The sequence below is a fragment of the Nocardia sp. CDC519 genome (assembly GCF_059509835.1).
In genome coordinates this window covers 2,844,397-2,861,551 of sequence record NZ_CM183377.1, presented here as the reverse complement: position 1 = coordinate 2,861,551, position 17,155 = coordinate 2,844,397, and the positions used below count along the sequence as shown (strand labels likewise).

The 17,155-nt window shown below is 68.4% G+C and carries 17 protein-coding genes; 10 read left to right on the top strand and 7 right to left on the bottom strand.

The genetic code is table 11. The features are described 5' to 3' along the window. Window positions 1–102 precede the first annotated feature (102 nt). On the bottom strand, window positions 103–1,050 hold the full coding sequence (locus tag AC5W7N_RS12870; protein WP_195007077.1) for a M56 family metallopeptidase: 948 nt from the start codon (window positions 1,048–1,050) through the stop codon (window positions 103–105). Further along, the gene (locus AC5W7N_RS12865; protein ID WP_163810751.1) at window positions 1,047–1,466 is read right to left on the bottom strand and encodes a BlaI/MecI/CopY family transcriptional regulator; all 420 of its coding nucleotides are present in this window, start codon (window positions 1,464–1,466) and stop codon (window positions 1,047–1,049) included. The genes AC5W7N_RS12870 and AC5W7N_RS12865 overlap by 4 nt, the downstream gene beginning before the upstream one ends. 99 nt (window positions 1,467–1,565) lie before the next feature. On the opposite strand from AC5W7N_RS12865, the gene dinB reads away from it, so the two are divergent. Continuing rightward, window positions 1,566–2,834 carry a DNA polymerase IV gene (dinB, locus tag AC5W7N_RS12860; RefSeq protein ID WP_228815095.1) on the top strand — a complete coding sequence of 423 codons (1,269 nt, stop codon included), beginning with the start codon at window positions 1,566–1,568 and terminating at the stop codon, window positions 2,832–2,834. 33 nt (window positions 2,835–2,867) lie between these two features. Here dinB and AC5W7N_RS12855 read toward each other — a convergent pair whose 3' ends face one another. Genes AC5W7N_RS12855 through AC5W7N_RS12835 form a run of 5 tightly spaced genes read right to left on the bottom strand, consistent with a single transcriptional unit; the run spans window position 2,868 to window position 7,740 of the window. Further along, window positions 2,868–3,746 carry a phosphoribulokinase gene (locus tag AC5W7N_RS12855; RefSeq protein ID WP_163810749.1) on the bottom strand — a complete coding sequence of 293 codons (879 nt, stop codon included), beginning with the start codon at window positions 3,744–3,746 and terminating at the stop codon, window positions 2,868–2,870. A gap of 39 nt (window positions 3,747–3,785) precedes the next feature. Further along, on the bottom strand, window positions 3,786–4,838 hold the full coding sequence (locus AC5W7N_RS12850) for a class 1 fructose-bisphosphatase (RefSeq protein WP_194990320.1): 1,053 nt from the start codon (window positions 4,836–4,838) through the stop codon (window positions 3,786–3,788). Window positions 4,839–4,853: 15 nt separating this feature from the next. Further along, the gene (locus AC5W7N_RS12845; RefSeq protein ID WP_495923798.1) at window positions 4,854–5,858 is read right to left on the bottom strand and encodes an AAA family ATPase; all 1,005 of its coding nucleotides are present in this window, start codon (window positions 5,856–5,858) and stop codon (window positions 4,854–4,856) included. After that, window positions 5,848–6,270: a ribulose bisphosphate carboxylase small subunit gene (locus tag AC5W7N_RS12840; protein ID WP_163810742.1), complete on the bottom strand. Its 423-nt coding sequence runs from the start codon at window positions 6,268–6,270 to the stop codon at window positions 5,848–5,850. Before AC5W7N_RS12840 ends, AC5W7N_RS12845 begins: the two co-directional genes overlap by 11 nt. A gap of 27 nt (window positions 6,271–6,297) precedes the next feature. Beyond that, entirely contained in the window at window positions 6,298–7,740 is a 1,443-nt protein-coding gene (locus AC5W7N_RS12835) for a form I ribulose bisphosphate carboxylase large subunit (protein ID WP_195019537.1), read from the bottom strand. A 124-nt stretch (window positions 7,741–7,864) separates the two neighbouring features. Here AC5W7N_RS12835 and AC5W7N_RS12830 point away from each other — a divergent pair, with 124 nt between their 5' ends. The 9 genes from AC5W7N_RS12830 (at window position 7,865) to AC5W7N_RS12790 (ending at window position 17,147) form a co-directional block, all read left to right on the top strand. Further along, a complete protein-coding gene (locus AC5W7N_RS12830) occupies window positions 7,865–8,740 on the top strand; it encodes a LysR family transcriptional regulator (protein WP_228806494.1) in 876 nt (291 codons plus the stop codon). 170 nt (window positions 8,741–8,910) lie between these two features. Then, window positions 8,911–9,246, top strand: a complete 336-nt coding sequence (locus AC5W7N_RS12825; protein WP_228806499.1) for a DNA-binding transcriptional response regulator — start codon at window positions 8,911–8,913, stop codon at window positions 9,244–9,246. Window positions 9,247–9,552: 306 nt separating this feature from the next. Continuing rightward, a complete protein-coding gene (locus AC5W7N_RS12820; protein WP_163810736.1) occupies window positions 9,553–9,933 on the top strand; it encodes an NADH-quinone oxidoreductase subunit A in 381 nt (126 codons plus the stop codon). Window positions 9,934–10,003: 70 nt separating this feature from the next. Then, window positions 10,004–10,558 (top strand): NuoB/complex I 20 kDa subunit family protein, encoded by a 555-nt coding sequence (locus tag AC5W7N_RS12815; RefSeq protein ID WP_163810733.1) that lies wholly within the window; start codon window positions 10,004–10,006, stop codon window positions 10,556–10,558. Beyond that, window positions 10,555–11,247: an NADH-quinone oxidoreductase subunit C gene (locus AC5W7N_RS12810; protein ID WP_194990776.1), complete on the top strand. Its 693-nt coding sequence runs from the start codon at window positions 10,555–10,557 to the stop codon at window positions 11,245–11,247. Before AC5W7N_RS12815 ends, AC5W7N_RS12810 begins: the two co-directional genes overlap by 4 nt. Next, window positions 11,247–12,617, top strand: coding sequence for an NADH-quinone oxidoreductase subunit D (locus AC5W7N_RS12805; protein WP_228806493.1), 1,371 nt, complete (start codon window positions 11,247–11,249; stop codon window positions 12,615–12,617). Before AC5W7N_RS12810 ends, AC5W7N_RS12805 begins: the two co-directional genes overlap by 1 nt. Then, window positions 12,614–13,333, top strand: a complete 720-nt coding sequence (nuoE, locus tag AC5W7N_RS12800) for an NADH-quinone oxidoreductase subunit NuoE (RefSeq protein WP_495923794.1) — start codon at window positions 12,614–12,616, stop codon at window positions 13,331–13,333. Before AC5W7N_RS12805 ends, nuoE begins: the two co-directional genes overlap by 4 nt. Further along, a complete protein-coding gene (nuoF, locus tag AC5W7N_RS12795) occupies window positions 13,330–14,658 on the top strand; it encodes an NADH-quinone oxidoreductase subunit NuoF (RefSeq protein ID WP_495923792.1) in 1,329 nt (442 codons plus the stop codon). Before nuoE ends, nuoF begins: the two co-directional genes overlap by 4 nt. Next, the gene (locus tag AC5W7N_RS12790) at window positions 14,655–17,147 is read left to right on the top strand and encodes an NADH-quinone oxidoreductase subunit G (RefSeq protein WP_495923790.1); all 2,493 of its coding nucleotides are present in this window, start codon (window positions 14,655–14,657) and stop codon (window positions 17,145–17,147) included. The genes nuoF and AC5W7N_RS12790 overlap by 4 nt, the downstream gene beginning before the upstream one ends. Window positions 17,148–17,155: the final 8 nt, after the last annotated feature.

Sequence of the window (17,155 nt, the reverse complement as noted above, 5' to 3'; positions counted from 1 at the left end):
CCCGGCTTCCGGCCTGGCTCAGACCTTAACGGGCAGCACCGACATCTCACCGTCGTCAGCCGATGGTGCAGCCGGACGGGAAGGTTCGCTGCCGACGGCGGTTCAGAACACGCTCACGCACAACGCCACGCAGGCTGTCGCCGTCACCAAACCGCCGACGGTCGTCAGGATCACGCCGAGCAAGGCGGTCCTGGTGGTCGCCCGGCGCACCGCACCCGCAGGCGAAGCCAAGCGCTCGGCCCGCGCCAGCACCGCGGTACCCGCGGCGCCCAGCGCACCGGCCGGGGTGCTCGGGCCGGCGTCGACGATGGCGAGCAGCCCGCCGAGCAGCGGCTCACGTCCGTGTTCGCGTGCGGCGGCGTCATCGGCACACATTTCCAGCAACCGCGCGACCTCGGCCGATCCCTGCCGCAGCACGCTCAGGCGCGGCGCCATCGCGGCGATACCGGTGAGCGCGGCGCTCAACACACCATGCCTGCCGGACAGATGCGCGCGTTCATGGGCCAGGACAGCGGCGAGCTGATCGTCGGTGAGCGCGGCCAGCGCACCGGTGGTGACCACGATGGTGTCCGGTCGTCCGGGGACGGCGTAGGCCTGCGGTTGCGGCGCGTCCAGCACGACGGCGGGAAGTCCCGGCATGCGGCGTCCGACCATGCGCACCGCCCTGGCGTGCGCGCGGGTCCGCCGGCGCATCCGCATCAGCATCCGCAGGCTCCGCCATCCCAGCACCCCGGCCGCCACGGCCACCAGGAGCGCGAGCGCGAAGGTGACCAGGCGGCCGGCCGGGTGGTCGTAGGGGTGCACGGGCATGCCGAACACCGCGTAACAAGCGCGGATGGCCTCGTCGCAGTGGCGCCACACAGTGGCGTGTTCGACGACGAAGACGACGGCCGCCGCGGCCCACGCCACCAGCGCGCCCGCCACCGTCACCACCCACGCCAGCACACCGAGGCGAGGGGCGGTCCCGGCTCGGGTGAGCCGGCGCAGCACCGGCGGGCCCGCCACGGCCACCGCGGACCCGTACAGCAGCAGCGTCGACGTGATGCTCACGCGGGCCCCGGGGATTTGCGTGCGGTCAGCCGGCGCAGCGCGGCGCGCAGGCCCGCCGACTCTTCGTCACTGATCCGGTCGACGAAATGGCTGAGCACCAGATCGGAGCGACCACCCGAGCCCAGTGCCTCGAGCATCAACCGGGCGCTGTGTTCCTCCCGGGTGAGCGTCGGCCAGTATCGATAGGCCTTGCCCGCGCGTTCCCGGGCCAGCCAGCCCTTGCGATGCAGATTGTCCATCGTCGACATGACTGTCGTGTACGCGATATCGCGGGAGGCGCACAACTCCTCGTAAATGTCGCGGACGCTGGTCGTCTCGGTGTCCCGATCCCAGATCCGATCCATGATCACCGCTTCGAGATCACCGAACCCACGCACCGTGCCGACTCCCTCATCACTGGCCCGCAACCGTCTCATCGTGCGCTCAGCGTACTCGCCGACCACCATTGCTACGTACCCGAACCGTAGATCGCCAAACCCTGGGCAGCGAAACCTGTCGGACCCGCATGCGAACATATGTTCGTGTCCGATTCCGCGCCCACCTCCTCAGGACGGGCGGTCGAGCCCGCGGGCTCGCGCCGTCCGCGGATCGCCGCGCGCGCGGACGCCTCGATCCTGCACGCCGATCTGGACTCGTTCTACGCCTCGGTCGAACAACGCGACGATCCGACGCTGCGGGGCAGACCGGTGCTCGTCGGCGGGGGCGTGGTGCTCGCGGCCAGCTACGAAGCCAAGGCACTCGGCGTACGGACTCCGATGAACTGCGGCCAAGCGCTGCGGTTGTGCCCGCAGGCGGTGGTGGTGCCGCCACGGATGTCGGCCTACGCCGAGGCCAGCACGGCGGTCTTCGAGATCTTCCGCGACACCACGCCCGTCGTGGAAGGCATCTCCATCGATGAGGCCTTCCTGGACGTGGCGGGTCTGCGCCGCATCGCCGGGCCGCCGCTGGGTATCGCCGAGCGGCTGCGCGCCCGGGTGCGCGCCGAGGTCGGGTTGCCGATCTCGGTGGGCATCGCCCGCACCAAATTCCTGGCGAAGGTGGCCAGCGCCGTCGCCAAACCCGATGGCCTTCGCCTGGTGGAACCCGATCGGGAACTGGAATTCCTGCATCCGTTGCCGGTCGACCGGTTGTGGGGCGTCGGCGTGGTCACCGCGGCGACGCTGCACCAGCACGGCATCACCCGCGTCGGGCAGCTCGCCGAACTCGGTGAATCGGGCCTGCGGTCGATGCTCGGCCCCGCTGCCGCCCGGCACCTGTACGCGCTGTCGTGGGCCCGTGATCCGCGCCGGGTGGAAACCGGCAAACGCCGTCGCTCGATCGGCGCCCAGCGCGCCCTCGGCCGCCGCCCGCGCCCGCCCGAGGAACTCGCCGCCTACCTCTACGGCCTCGTCGACCGGCTGGGCCGGCGCCTGCGCGGCGCGCAACGCGTGAGCCGAACAGTGGTGCTGCGCTTACGTTTCGACGATTTCACGCGCGCCACCCGTTCGCACACCCTCGCCGAGGCCACCGACGACACCGAAACCATCCGGCACGCCGCCCGCATCCTGTTCACCGCTGCTCTGCCGCTGATCCAGGAACGTGGCATCACCCTGATCGGGTTGGCGCTGACCAACCTCGAGGATGCCGACGCCATCCAGTTGACGTTGCCCTTCGAGGGCCGTCCCACCGCACCATTGGACGCCGCCCTCGATGATCTGCGCCGCCGTTTCGGATCCGGCGCCGTCACCAGAGCCGCGCTACTCGGCCGCGGTGAAGGCCTGTCGGTGCCGCTGCTTCCCGACTAGATCCGCACCGCCGCCGCAGCGCCGCAGGTGATGTCACCGTGCCGCGGTGGGCCGCTTGTCCATCAGCCGCAGGATCAGCGGGGTGAAGATCAACTGCATGGCCAGTTCCATCTTGCCGCCGGGTACCACGATGCAATTGGGTCGCGACATGAACGAGTCGTGCAGCATCGACAGCAGATAGGGGAAGTCGATCACCTTCGGTTCGGCGAAGCGGATCACCACGAAACTCTCATCGGCTGTCGGAATCGACCGCGCGATGAAGGGATTCGAGGTATCCACGGTCGGTACCCGCTGAAAGTTGACGTAGGTGCGGGAGAACTGCGGGCAGATGTATTTCACATAATCGGGCATGCGGCGCAGGATCGTATCGATCACGGCCTCACTGGAATAGCCGCGTTCGGTCTTGTCCCGGATCACCTTCTGCGTCCACTCCAGATTCACGATCGGCACCACGCCGACCAGCAGATCGGTATAGCGCGCCACATCGACAGTGTCGGTGACGGCCGCGCCGTGCAGACCCTCGTAGAACAGCAGATCACTGCCCGGCGCGAGATCCTCCCACGGAGTGAACGTGCCCGCGGGCTGGCCGTAGGGTTTGGCTTCCTTCTCATCGTGCAGATACCGGCGCACCGCACCGACCCCGGTCTGCCCGTAGTCGCGGAACAGCCGCTCCAGCTCCGCCAGCAGATTCGCCTCCTCCCCGAAATGGGAGAAGGTGGTGTTGCGGTTCTGTTCGGCCTCGGCCATCGCCAGCTTCATCTCGTTGCGGTCGTAGCGGTGAAACGAATCTCCCTCGACGAACGCGGCATTGATGCCCTCGCGGCGAAAGATCTCCTGGAACGTGCGGGTGACGCTGGTGGTGCCGGCACCGGAGGATCCGGTGATGGCGACGACGGGATGCTTGACCGACATGGGCCCCTCCTCGATGACCGGACAACAGAATCGACGCCGCTAGCGCCCGGCCGAGCGGAACAGCGAGCGGGTGCCGAACAATGACGTGTCGAAGCTCGGGCCCGCATCGGGTTCGCGGTGGTAGCGCTCGATCCGTTCGACCTCGTGGCGCGATCCGAAGATCAACGGCACCCGCTGATGCGGGTCGGTGGGCGCCACCTCCAGTACCCGCGCGCTGCCGGTGGAGGCGGCACCGCCGGCCTGTTCGACGATGAAGGCGATCGGGTTGGCCCCGTAGAGCAGCGACACCCGGCCCGGGCCCGCGGCGGGTCGAGTGTCGCGCGGATACAGGTACACCCCGCCTCTGGTCAAGATATGGAACGTGTCGGCGACCAGCGACGCCACCCAGCGCATATTGAAATCGCGCCCGCGCGGCCCGTCCACGCCGTCGAGGCATTCGTGGACGTAACGGCGCACCGGACGTTCCCAGAAGCGCTCGTTGGCGGCGTTGATCGCGAAACCCGAGGTGTCCTCGGGAATGCGCATCCGCGGGTGGGTCAGCACGAACGCGCCGATCTCACGGTCGAGGGTGAACCCGTCGACCCCGCTGCCGGTGGTCAGCACCAGCATGGTGGCCGGGCCGTAGAGGGTGAACCCGGCGCACACCTGCCGGATGCCCGGCTGGCAGAAACCGTCCGGGTCGGCGCGCAGCACACTGAAAATGGTGCCGACCGGCAGGTTCACATCAATATTGCTGGAACCGTCGAGTGGATCGAAGGCGAGCAGGTACTTGCCGCGCCGCTGCCCCTGCGGGACCGGGTATACCTCGCTGAGTTGCTCGGACAGCAGGGCCGACAGATGCCCGGTCCATTGCGTCTCGCTGATCATGATCTCGTTGCCGAGGGCGTCGAGTGCACGCCGCGCCGTCGGCGGACCACCCGGTTCGGCGCCGGCCCGGGTGGCCAGGATCGCGCCTCTGGTCACCTGATTGGCGATCAGTTTCGTTGCCGTCGCCACCACATTGACCAGGGCCGAGAACTCACCCGAGGAGCCGGGATGCCGGTGTTCCTCCTCGATGGTGTAGCGGGTGAGGGTCTTCCATCCTTCGGGCATCGCGCGGTGCTCTCCTCATCCGCTGGGCTCGGCCGAGGCGCCGAAAACACTGCTGCCGTAGACGTCCGCATCGGTCAACGTGATCAGGTCTGCCTTGGTGAGCGGACGATCCAGCTCCACCAGCCGTCGCGCCTGCCGCAGCCGGCAGCGGTCGATCGCATTGCGCACACTGCGCGCGTTGGAGAACCGCGGTCGGCTCATCCGAGCGGTCAGGTAATCGGCGAACGCGGTGTGCGCGGCATCGTCGAACCGGAAGTTCTCCCCCTCCACCATCAGCTCGGCGATCCGCAGCAGTTCGGCATGGGTGTAATCGTCGAACTCGAGGTGGTGCGCGACCCGCGACGACAGGCCGGGATTGGCGGAGAAGAACCGGTCCATCCGATCGGGATAGCCGGCGAAGATCACCACCAGGCTGCCGCGTTCGTTCTCCATTTCCTGCAACAGGATCTCGATGACTTCCTGGCCGTAGTCGCGTTCGTTCTCCGGCCGGAACAGGTAGTAGGCCTCATCGATGAACAGCACCCCGCCCGCTGCCTTGGCCAGCGCCTCCTTCGTCTTCGGGGCGGTGTGGCCGATGAACTGGCCGACCAGATCGTCTCGGGTGACGGTGTGCACCTTGGGCGTGCGCACGTAGCCGAGCGCGTGCAGCATCTGCGCCATCCGCAGCGCCACGGTCGTCTTCCCGGTGCCGGGGCCGCCGGTGAAGCTCATGTGCAGAGTCGGACGTGAGGATTCCAGTCCGAATCGGGCGCGGGCGCGCTCGATCAGCAGCAACGCCGCGATCTCACGCACCCGCCGCTTGACCTTCGTCAGCCCGACCAGCTCGGCGTTCAGGGCGGTCAAGACCTGCTCGACGTCGGTGGTCGCCACGTCCGTGGCCAGATCGAGGACGGCGTTGTCGGCCAGCACCGCCTCCGGCGCACTCGCCTCCGAGTCCGCGGGCACCGCCCGCACCGGCCTGGGGTCCTCGGCCCCGGGCCGGTGCAGCCGGAAACCGGTGGACGCGCGTTCAGTCGGCATACCGGGCACCGGGCCTGACGTCGGTGGCGTAGGAGTGCAGGCTGTAACGCTGACGCCGGTCGGAACCCTCCACGCGGTTCAGCGCGAATCCCGGTTCGTCCACTGGGCGCTGGACCAGGAAACTCAGCGCCGTGGTCTGCCTGCCGTAGCTGGCGTCATAGGCGAGCACCCGCACGTAGTGGCGGGGGAAGGTGGCCCGGCAGGCGTTGATCTCGGCCAGCACACCATCGGGTTCGTCGAGATCGAACAGCGGCAGCCCCCACATCTCCCAGTAGGCATTGCGCGGATGCGGATCGTCGGTGTACTCGATCGAGACCGGCCAGTTGTTGAGCAGGGCGTAGCGAACCTGGGCGCCGATCTCGGCGTCGGTCAGGTCTGGCAGATACGAGAAGGCTCCGTGACGCAGGTACATGGCATGTCCTCCAGTGGTATTCGCCGCTCAGTGGGTCGCCGTCGGCACCGCGTCGGGTGCGTCGGTGGAGGTGTAGTCGAAGCTGACTTCACCCCAGGTCGCCAGCGCAACGTCGAGTGGACGGTTGGCTGCGGCGGCTTTGCGTAGCACCTCCGGCCCCTCGCGCAGCAGATCGCGACCCTCGTTGCGGGCCTGCACGATCGCTTCCAGGGCCACCCTATTGGCCTCGGCGCCCGCCGCTATTCCCAGTGGATGACCGATGGTGCCGCCGCCGAACTGCAAGATCACGTCATCACCGAACAGTTCCACCAGCTGGTGCATCTGCCCGGCGTGGATACCACCGGAGGCCACCGGCATCACCCCCGGCAGGCTGGCCCACTGCTGATCGAAGAAGATTCCGTTGGCCGGTTCGGTGGGGATGACGTTCTCCCGCAGGGTGTCGTAGAAGCCTTTCGTGGTGGCCGGATCACCCTCGAGCTTGCCCACCACCGTGCCCGCGTGCAGATGATCGACGCCGATCAGCCGGCACCATTTGGCCAGCACCCGGAAACTCACCCCGTGTGTCTTCTGCCGGGTGAAGGTCGAATGACCGGCCCGGTGCAGGTGCAGCAGCACGCCGTTGCGCCGCGCCCAGTGCGACATCGACTGCATGGCGGTGTATCCCACCGTCAGATCCATCATGATCACCACGCTGCCCAGTTCCTTGGCGAACTCGGCTCGCTCGTACATCTGCTCCATGGTGGCGGCGGTGACGTTGAGGTAGTGGCCCTTGATCTCGCCGGTCTCGGCCATCGCCCGGTTCACGCCCTCCATCGCGAACAGGTAGCGGTCGCGCCAGCGCATGAACGGCTGGGAGTTGATGTTCTCGTCGTCCTTGGTGAAGTCGAGCCCGCCCTTGCAGGCCTCGTACACCACCCGGCCGTAATTGCGCGCCGACAAACCGAGTTTCGGTTTCACCGTCGCCCCGAGCAAGGCCCGGCCGTATTTGTTCAGATATTCGCGCTCCATCACCGTGCCGTGCGGCGGACCCTGGAAAGTTTTCACATACGCCACCGGAATTCGCATGTCCTCGAGCCGCAACGCCAGCAACGGTTTGAAACCGAAGACGTTGCCGATCACCGAGGAGGTGAGATTGGTGATCGACCCTTCCTCGAACAGATCGAGGTCGTAGGCGATGTAGGCGAAGTACTCCCCCGGCCGGCCCGGCACCTCATCGATGCGATAGCACTTGGCCTGATACTTGCTGTGCGCGGTGAGCCGGTCGGTCCACACCACCGTCCATGTGGCCGTGGACGATTCGCCCGCCACCGCGGCGGCGGCCTCGATCGGATCGACGCCCGGCTGCGGGGTCACTCGGAACACGGCCAGCACGTCGGTGTCGGAAGGCTCGTAGTCCGGGGCGTAGTACCCCATCGAGGCGTAGGACTGGACGCCCGGATCCCAACGGTCACGCTCGGTTTCGTCGGCCATCATTCCTCCTGCTCACGGGGGTGAACGCCTTGCGATGTCCAGGATGACGGCGCCGTGCAGGACAAACAATTTGAATGTTTGCCGAAAAACTCAACCGTTTCCTCAGGTTTGCTACCGTCTGACAATGGGGAGAGTAAGTGCGGCAAGGATGGAAACCTTCCTCGTCGTCTCCCGCACCGGCAGCATCCGCCGCGCCGCGAGCCAGCTGCACGTCACCGAGGCGGCCGTCTCCGCCGCCGTCGCCCATATCGAGAAACAGCTCGGCGCCAAGCTGATCGCCAAATCCGGGCGCGGCATCACCCTCACCGAGGCGGGCCGGGTCTACGCCGACTATTGCCGCGGCATCCTCGGACTCATGCAGGAGGCACACGCCGCGGTCCGCCGCGCCGAATCCGGGCGGCTACGCATCGGCGTGGTCGCCACCGCCGGTGAATACGTACTGCTGCGCCCGCTGGCCGGGTTCCGTACCCGCTACCCGGACATCGAACTGAGCCTGTCGATCCATCCGCGCGATGTGCTGTTCCTCGAATTGCAGCATCACGAAACCGATCTCGTCATCGCCGGGCGACCACCCCGAGACGCCGGGCTCGTCACCCGCGCGCGGCGCCCGAGCAGGCTCGTGGTGGTCGGCCCCGCCGGACGCGCCTGCGATCCGATGCGCGCCACCTGGCTGCTGCGCGGGCGCGGCTCGGGCACCAGAGAGGCCACCCTGAACCTGCTCGCTCAGTTGCAGATCGACCCGCCCACCCTCACGCTGGGTTCGCACGGTGCGGTCCTCGCCGCCGCGCGGGAGGGACTCGGCGTCACCCTCATCCACGGCGACGCCGTCGGCGAGCATCTCGACTCCGGCGCCCTGCGCGTGCTCCCCGTCGACGGCACCCCGCTGGACCGTCCCTGGCACGCCATCACCACCCGCAACCCCAGCCCCACCACCCGGCTGTTCCTCGCGCATCTGCTCGACCCCGCTCGGGTGGGCGCCGACGCCTTCCGGCCCACCTGAGCGTGCCGCCGCGGCCCGGCGCCTCCCGGCGACCGACACGGCCGATCTCGGCGAACGTGCCACCAACCACCCGGCTCCGGACGTACCATGCCGACGTGGCCGATGCGAAAGATCCCGCCGCGCTGCGGGTCCTGGTCTACAGCGACGATGCCGACACCCGGAGCCAGGTGATGCTGGCACTGGGCAGACAGCCGCATCCTGATCTACCCGAGCTCGACTATCTCGAGGTCGCCACCGCTGATGTGGTGATCGAGCAGATGGACGCCGGCGGCATCGATCTGGCCATCCTCGACGGTGAGGCCACCCCCGCCGGCGGACTCGGGATCGCCAAGCAGCTCAAGGACGAGCTCGCGCACTGCCCGCCGCTGCTGGTGCTCACCGGACGCCCGGATGACGAATGGCTGGCCCGCTGGTCCCGCGCCGAAGCGACGGCCACGCATCCGATCGATCCGATCCAGCTGACCGACACCGTGGTCAGCCTGCTGCGCGGCCGTCCGGCCGCCTGAACAGCGGAGACGACGCGCCCGCGGATTGCCCCGTTTCGGTCATAAATGTCAGTTGCTAATTCGATCAAAGACCGCGACGAATCCCCGGGTCCGCCCCCGAATCGGTTGTAGGCTGTGCTCTAGCTCACATGAGCGCGGGAGATGACATGACGACCCGCAACGCCAGGTTCGGAACAGCCCACCCTCGCCCACCACGGCGATGACGCGACCCCGGCGACGCGGACCACCGCATCGACCGCCCGCACCCCGTTCGAGGACGGACGGCAACCCCGCCCGCTCCCGTTCGCAAGGAGGGGAAGTGCAGTCGTGAATACCGAGGTGCCGATTCTCGTACTCGGCGCGATCGCTACCGCGTTCGCGCTGGGCTCGGTTGCCATCGCGGCCCTCATCGGGCCCACACGCTACAACCGGGCCAAGCTCGAACCCTATGAATGCGGCATCGAGCCGACACCGCACGCCGTGGCCGGCGGGCCGGGAAACGTTACCGGGCAACGCTTCCCGGTGAAGTACTACCTCACCGCGATGCTGTTCATCATCTTCGATATCGAGATCGTGTTCCTGTATCCGTGGGCGGTCCACTTCGATTCGCTCGGTCTGTTCGGTCTTGCCGCGATGGCTCTGTTCATCGTCAATGTCTCGGTCGCCTACGCCTACGAATGGCGCAGAGGCGGCCTGAGCTGGGACTGAGCAGACCGGCATCGAACGTTCGCACCGCGCTCCCCGCTCCGCGGGGACGATCCAGGAGAAGCAGTCGATTATGGGTCTCGAAGAAAAACTGCCCAGTGGTTTCGTGCTCAGCACCGTCGAATCGATGGCGGGCTATCTACGCAAGGGCTCGCTCTGGCCCGCCACCTTCGGGCTGGCCTGCTGTGCCATCGAGATGATGGCCACCGGTGCGGGCCGATTCGACCTCGCCCGGTTCGGGATGGAAGCGTTCCGCGCCTCCCCGCGCCAGGCCGATCTGATGATCGTCGCCGGGCGGGTGAGCCAGAAGATGGCGCCGGTGCTGCGTCAGGTCTACGACCAGATGACCGAACCGAAATGGGTGCTCGCGATGGGGGTCTGCGCATCCTCCGGCGGGATGTTCAACAACTACGCCATCGTCCAGGGCGTCGACCATGTGGTGCCGGTCGATATCTATCTGCCCGGCTGCCCGCCGCGGCCGGAGATGCTGCTCAACGCGATCATCGCGCTGCACGAGAAGATCCAGCAGATGCCGTTGGGCGTCAACCGCGAGGAAGCCATTCGCGCCGCCGAACACGCTGCGCTCGCCGCAACCCCCACCATTCGGATGGAAGGGCTGCTGCGATGACGGCCGGCGATCCGCGCGGCGGCTCCGGCGACGAGGTGATCGGCGTCCGGCACGGCATGTTCGGGGCCGCAGGCACCGGCGACACCTCCGGTTACGGCCGCCTCATCCGCCAGGTCGGCCTTCCCGGCGGCACCGCCCCGCCCTACGGCGGCTACTTCGACGCCCTCGTCGAGTCGCTGCGCTCGGCCCTCGCCGAGGTGGATCTCGACTTCGATGCCGCCGTGGAGAAAGTGGTGGTATTCCGCGACGAACTCACCCTGCACGTGCGGCGCGCGGAGCTGGTCGCGGTGGCTCGAGCGCTGCGCGACGATCCGGCGCTGCGGTTCGAACTGTGCCTCGGCGTCAACGGCGTGCACTACCCCGACGATGCCGGACGCGAACTGCACGCGGTGTATCACCTGATGTCGATCACGCACGGGCGACGGCTGCGGATCGAGGTGTCGGCGCCCGACGCCGACCCGCACATCCCGTCGCTGTACCGGGTGTATCCCACCACCGACTGGCACGAACGCGAGACCTACGACTTCTTCGGCCTCCAGTTCGACGGGCACCCCGCACTCACCCGCATCACCATGCCCGACGACTGGCGCGGACACCCCCAGCGCAAGGACTACCCGCTCGGCGGGATCCCGGTCGAATACAAGGGCGCGCGTATCCCGCCGCCCGACGAGCGGAGGGCTTACAGCTGATGAACAACACCGACACCCACGCCGCCGGAACCCACACCGATGATCCCGGCGCCCCCACGCGCCCGGCCCCCGCTCCGCCACCAGAACCGACCACGGTCACCGTCGGCGGCCAGGACTGGGACGAGGTGGCAGAGGCGCTGCGCGGCGCAGGCGAGGAACGCATCGTCGTCAATATGGGCCCGCAGCATCCCTCCACGCACGGTGTGCTGCGGCTGATCCTGGAGATCGAGGGCGAGACCGTCACCGAAGCCCGCTGCGGCATCGGTTATCTGCACACCGGCATCGAGAAGAATCTCGAGTTCCGCAACTGGACCCAGGGCGTCACCTTCGTCACCCGGATGGACTACCTGTCGCCGTTCTACAACGAGACCGCCTACTGCCTCGGGGTGGAGAAGCTGCTCGACATCACCGAGCAGATCCCCGAGCGCGCCACCGTCATCCGGGTGCTGCTGATGGAGCTCAACCGGATCTCCTCGCATCTGGTGGCGCTGGCCACCGGCGGGATGGAGCTGGGCGCGCTCACCCCGATGCTGTTCGGTTTCCGGGAACGCGAGCTGATCCTCGACGTCTTCGAGACCATCACCGGCCTGCGCATGAACCATGCCTACATCCGGCCCGGCGGGCTCGCCCAGGATCTGCCCGACGACGGCGTCGACAAGGTCCGTGAACTTCTGGCGCTGCTACCGAAACGCCTGCGCGATATGGAACATCTGCTGACCCAGAACCCGATCTGGAAGGCCCGCACCCAGGACATCGGCTACCTGGACCTCACCGGATGCATGGCGCTCGGCATCACCGGCCCGGTGCTGCGCGCCACCGGCCTACCGCACGATCTGCGCAAGGCCGCGCCCTACTGCGGTTACGAGACCTACGAATTCGACATCCCGACCACCACCGGCTGCGACTGCTACGGCCGTTACGTCATCCGGGTCGAGGAGATGAAGGAATCGCTCAAGATCGTCGAGCAGTGTCTGGACCGCCTGCGGCCGGGGCCGGTCATGATCGACGACAAGAAGATCGCCTGGCCCGCCGATCTGGCCTTGGGTCCCGACGGTCTCGGCAATTCGCCGCGGCACATCGGCAAGATCATGGGCTCCTCCATGGAGGGGCTCATCCACCACTTCAAGCTCGTCACCGAGGGCATCCGGGTGCCGGCCGGGCAGGTGTACAGCGCGGTCGAATCGCCGCGCGGTGAACTCGGGGTGCACATGGTCAGCGACGGCGGCACCCGGCCGTACCGGGTGCATTTCCGCGATCCCTCGTTCACGAATCTGCAAGCGGTGGCGGCGATGTGCGAGGGCGGCATGGTGGCCGACGTCATCGCCTCGGTCGCCAGCATCGACCCGGTGATGGGTGGGGTGGACCGATGACCGAGATCCTGTTGCGGCTCACCACCAAACCGGCACCGTACCCGGAGGCGGTGCGCGACCGGCTGGCCGCCGACGCGGCACAGATCATCGCCCGCTATCCCCATCCGCGTTCGGCGCTGCTGCCGCTCCTGCATCTGGTGCAGGCCGAAGAAGGGTTCGTCACGGCCACCGGCATCGAATTCTGCGCCGAACAGCTGGAATTGACAGCCGCCGAAGTCACGGCCGTGGCCACGTTCTATTCGATGTACCGGCGCACCCCCACCGGCAATTACCACGTGGGGGTGTGCACCAACACCCTGTGCGCGGTGATGGGCGGCGACGCGATCCTGGCCGCCCTGCGCGAGCACCTCGGGATCGCCCACGGCGAGACCACCGACGACGGCGCCATCACCCTCGAACACATCGAGTGCAATGCCGCCTGCGATTTCGCGCCGGTGATCATGGTGAACTGGGAGTTCTTCGACAACCAGACGCCGGAATCGGCGCGCGCGCTGGTGGATTCGCTGCGATCGGGCGCTCAGGTCACCCCGACCCGTGGGGCGCCGCTGTGCACCTTCCGGGAGACCGCCCGCATCCTCGCCGGCTTTCCGGACGAGCGCCCCGGCGCCCTCGACGGTATCCCCGGCCCGGCCACCCTGGCCGGGCTGCACACCGCACGCGAACACGGTATGGAGACACCCGCCGTACCGCAGCAGTCGGAGGGCGGGCAGCAGTGACACTCACCCCGGTACTCACCCGCCATTGGGACGAACCGCAGTCGTGGACGCTGGACGCCTACCGCAGCCATGACGGCTATCAGGCGCTGCGCATCGCGCTCGGGATGTCGCCCGATCAGGTCATCAGCACGGTCAAAGACGCCGGGCTGCGCGGGCGCGGCGGCGCCGGCTTCCCCACCGGCATGAAATGGAGTTTCATCCCGCAGGGCCCCGAACCCGACGGCACGATCACACCGCACTACCTGGTCGTCAATGCCGACGAGTCCGAACCGGGCACCTGCAAAGACATTCCGCTCATGCTCACCACCCCGCACGCGCTGATCGAGGGCGTCATCATCGCCGCCTACGCCATCCGGGCCGGGCACGCCTTCATCTATGTGCGCGGCGAGGTGGTGCCGGTGCTGCGCCGGTTGCAGGCCGCGGTCGCCGAGGCCTACCAGGCCGGTTTGCTCGGCCGCGACATCCTCGGCTCCGGCTACGACCTGGAACTCATCGTGCACGCCGGGGCCGGCGCCTACATCTGTGGCGAGGAGACAGCGCTGCTCGATTCGCTCGAGGGCAGGCGCGGCCAGCCCCGGTTGCGTCCGCCGTTCCCGGCCGTCGCCGGTCTGTACGCCTGCCCGACGGTGGTCAACAATGTCGAATCCATCGCCAGCGTCCCGCCGATCATCCGCAACGGGATCGCCTGGTTCCGGTCCATGGGCAGCGAGAAGTCGCCTGGTTTCACGCTGTACTCGCTGTCGGGGCATGTGGCCAAGCCCGGCCAGTACGAGGCGCCGCTCGGGGTGACGCTGCGCGAGCTGCTCGGTTACGCCGGGGGTGTGCGCGCCGGACACGAGCTGAAGTTCTGGACACCAGGAGGATCGTCGACTCCGCTGTTCACCGCCGAGCATCTGGACGTCCCACTCGATTACGAGAACGTCGCCGCCGCCGGGTCGATGCTCGGCACCAAGGCCTTGCAGATCTTCGACGACACCACCTGTGTGGTGCGCGCGGTGCTGCGCTGGACCGAGTTCTACGCCCACGAATCCTGCGGCAAGTGCACACCCTGTCGTGAGGGCACCTACTGGCTGGTCCAGCTGCTCACCCGGCTGGAAGCCGGCCGGGGCACCGCGGCCGATCTGGACAAGCTGCTCGACATCTGCGACAGCATCAACGGCAAATCCTTCTGCGCGCTCGGCGATGGCGCGGCCAGCCCGATCGTGTCCTCGCTGAAGTACTTCCGTGAGGAATACGCCGAGCATCTGCGCCGCGGCGGCTGCCCGTTCGATCCGGCGCGCAGCACCGCCTGGGCCGACAGCGATACCCGAGAGGTGATCCGATGACCGCGACCGTGCGCACCGACACCAGCGGCGTGGTGCCCGCCGACCTCGTCAGCGTCACCATCGACGGCACCACCGTCAGCGTGCCCGCGGGCACGCTGCTCATCCGCGCCGCCGAACTCATCGGCATCCAGATCCCCCGTTTCTGCGACCATCCGCTGCTCGACCCGGTGGGCGCCTGCCGTCAGTGCCTGGTCGAGGTCGACGGACAGCGCAAACCGGTGGCCTCGTGCACCATGGCGGTGTCCGACGGCATGGTCGCGCATACCCAGCTCAGCTCCACCGCGGCGGAGAAGGCGCAGCGCGGGGTGATGGAGCTGCTGCTGATCAACCATCCGCTGGATTGCCCCGTCTGCGACAAGGGCGGCGAATGTCCATTGCAGAACCAGGCCATGTCCACCGGCTCGGCCGAATCGCGCTTCGACGGGGTGAAACGCACCTTCCCCAAACCGATTCCGCTGTCCACAGCGGTGCTCCTGGACCGGGAGCGGTGTGTGCTGTGCGCCCGATGCACCCGCTTCTCCCAGCAGATCGCCGGCGATCCGTTCATCGAACTGCTCGACCGCGGCGCCCTGCAACAGGTGGGCACCGCACAGGCCGAACCGCTCGACTCGTACTTCTCCGGCAATACCGTCCAGATCTGCCCGGTCGGCGCGCTCACCGGTACCAGCTACCGGTTCCGGGCCCGGCCGTTCGACCTGGTGTCGAGCCCGAACGTCTGCGAGCACTGCGCCTCCGGCTGCGCCCAGCGCACCGATCACCGGCGCGGCAAGGTGCTGCGCCGCCTCGCCGGTGACGACCCACAGGTCAATGAGGAATGGAACTGCGACAAGGGCCGGTGGGCCTTCGCCTACGCCACCGAACCGGATCGGCTGACCACGCCGCTGGTGCGCGGGCCCGATGGTGAACTCGCGCCCGCGTCGTGGTCGCACGCGCTGGCCGTGGCCGCGCGCGGATTGGCCGCCGCGATCTCGAACACCGGTGTCCTGGTGGGCGGCCGGGTCACCATGGAGGACGCCTACGCCTACGCCAAGTTCGCGCGGCTGGTGCTCGAGACCAACGACATCGACATGCGGGCCCGGATCCATTCGGCCGAGGAGGCCGATTTCCTGGCCGCGCGCGTCGCCGGGCAGGGCCTGACGGTCGGCTACGACGATCTCGAGGCCGCGCCGGTGGTGCTGCTGGCCGGTGTCGAGCCGGAGGAAGAATCGCCCATCGTCTATCTGCGCTTGCGTAAGGCCGCCCGCAAGCGCGGTCTGCCGATCTATGCGATGGCCGCCTTCGCCTCCCGCGGGGTGCGGCGGATGTCGGCCACCCTGCTGCCGACCGTCCCCGGTGCCGAACCGCACCTGTTCGAGGCGATCCGCACCGGCGGTGCGCAGACCGGCGAAAGCATCGGTGCCACTATCGATTCCGCCCGGCTCGCCGAACTCGCGCAGCTGCTGCGGCAGCCGGGGGCGGTCATCATGGTGGGTGAGCGGCTGGCCGGCATCCCCGGTGCGTTGTCGGCGGCCGTGCGCCTGGCCGACGACACCGGTGCCGCGCTGGCCTGGGTGCCGCGGCGGGCCGGCGAGCGCGGGGCGATCGAAGCCGGCGCACTGCCCGGGCTGCTGCCCGGCGGCCGACCGGTGTGCGATCCGGAGGCCAGGCGTCAGCTGCACGATGTCTGGGGCGGTGAGATACCGGTCGCCGCGGGCCGCGACACGGCCGGAATCCTCGACCCGGCAGCCGGACTCGCGCTCCTCGTCGGTGGCGTCGAGCTCGCCGATCTGCCGGACCCGAAGGCCGCGCTCGCCGCCGTCCGGGCCGCCCCGTTCGTGGTGAGTCTGGAGCTGCGCCGCAGCGAGATCACCGACTGCGCCGATGTGGTGTTCCCGGTGGCCTCGGCCATGGAGAAGGCGGGCACCTTCCTGAACTGGGAGGGCAGGCCCCGCGCGTTCGAGGCCGCGCTCGGTGAATCCACCGTGCGGCGCACCGCGGCGCCGCTATCGGATCTGCGGGTGCTGCACACCCTGGCCGCCGAGATGGGCACGCCGATCGGGCTGCCCGATGCCGCGACCGCACGAGCCGAACTCGCCGGACTCGGCGCCTGGAACGGCGCGCCTGCCCCCGCGCCCGCGCATCTGCCGCATCCGGTCACCCGTCCGGGCCCCGGCACCGCGGTGCTGGCCGGGTGGCGGATGCTGCTCGACGCCGGACGCATGCAGGACGGCGAACCCAACCTCGCGGGCACCGCGCACCCCGCCGTCGTGCGGGTCTCGCCCGGCACCGCCGCCGACATCGGCGCCGCGAACGGCGAACCGGTCACCATCACCACCGAACACGGTGCGCTCACCCTGCCCCTGATGGTCACCGACATGCCCGACCGGGTGGCGTGGGTCCCACTGAACGCACCGGGTCACTCGGTGCACACCGCGTTGGCGACGCACCCGGGCGGCGTCGTCGAGCTGCGCCGAGCCGACCTGGACTTGGAGGTCGAGGGTCATGCATGAGCTGTCCG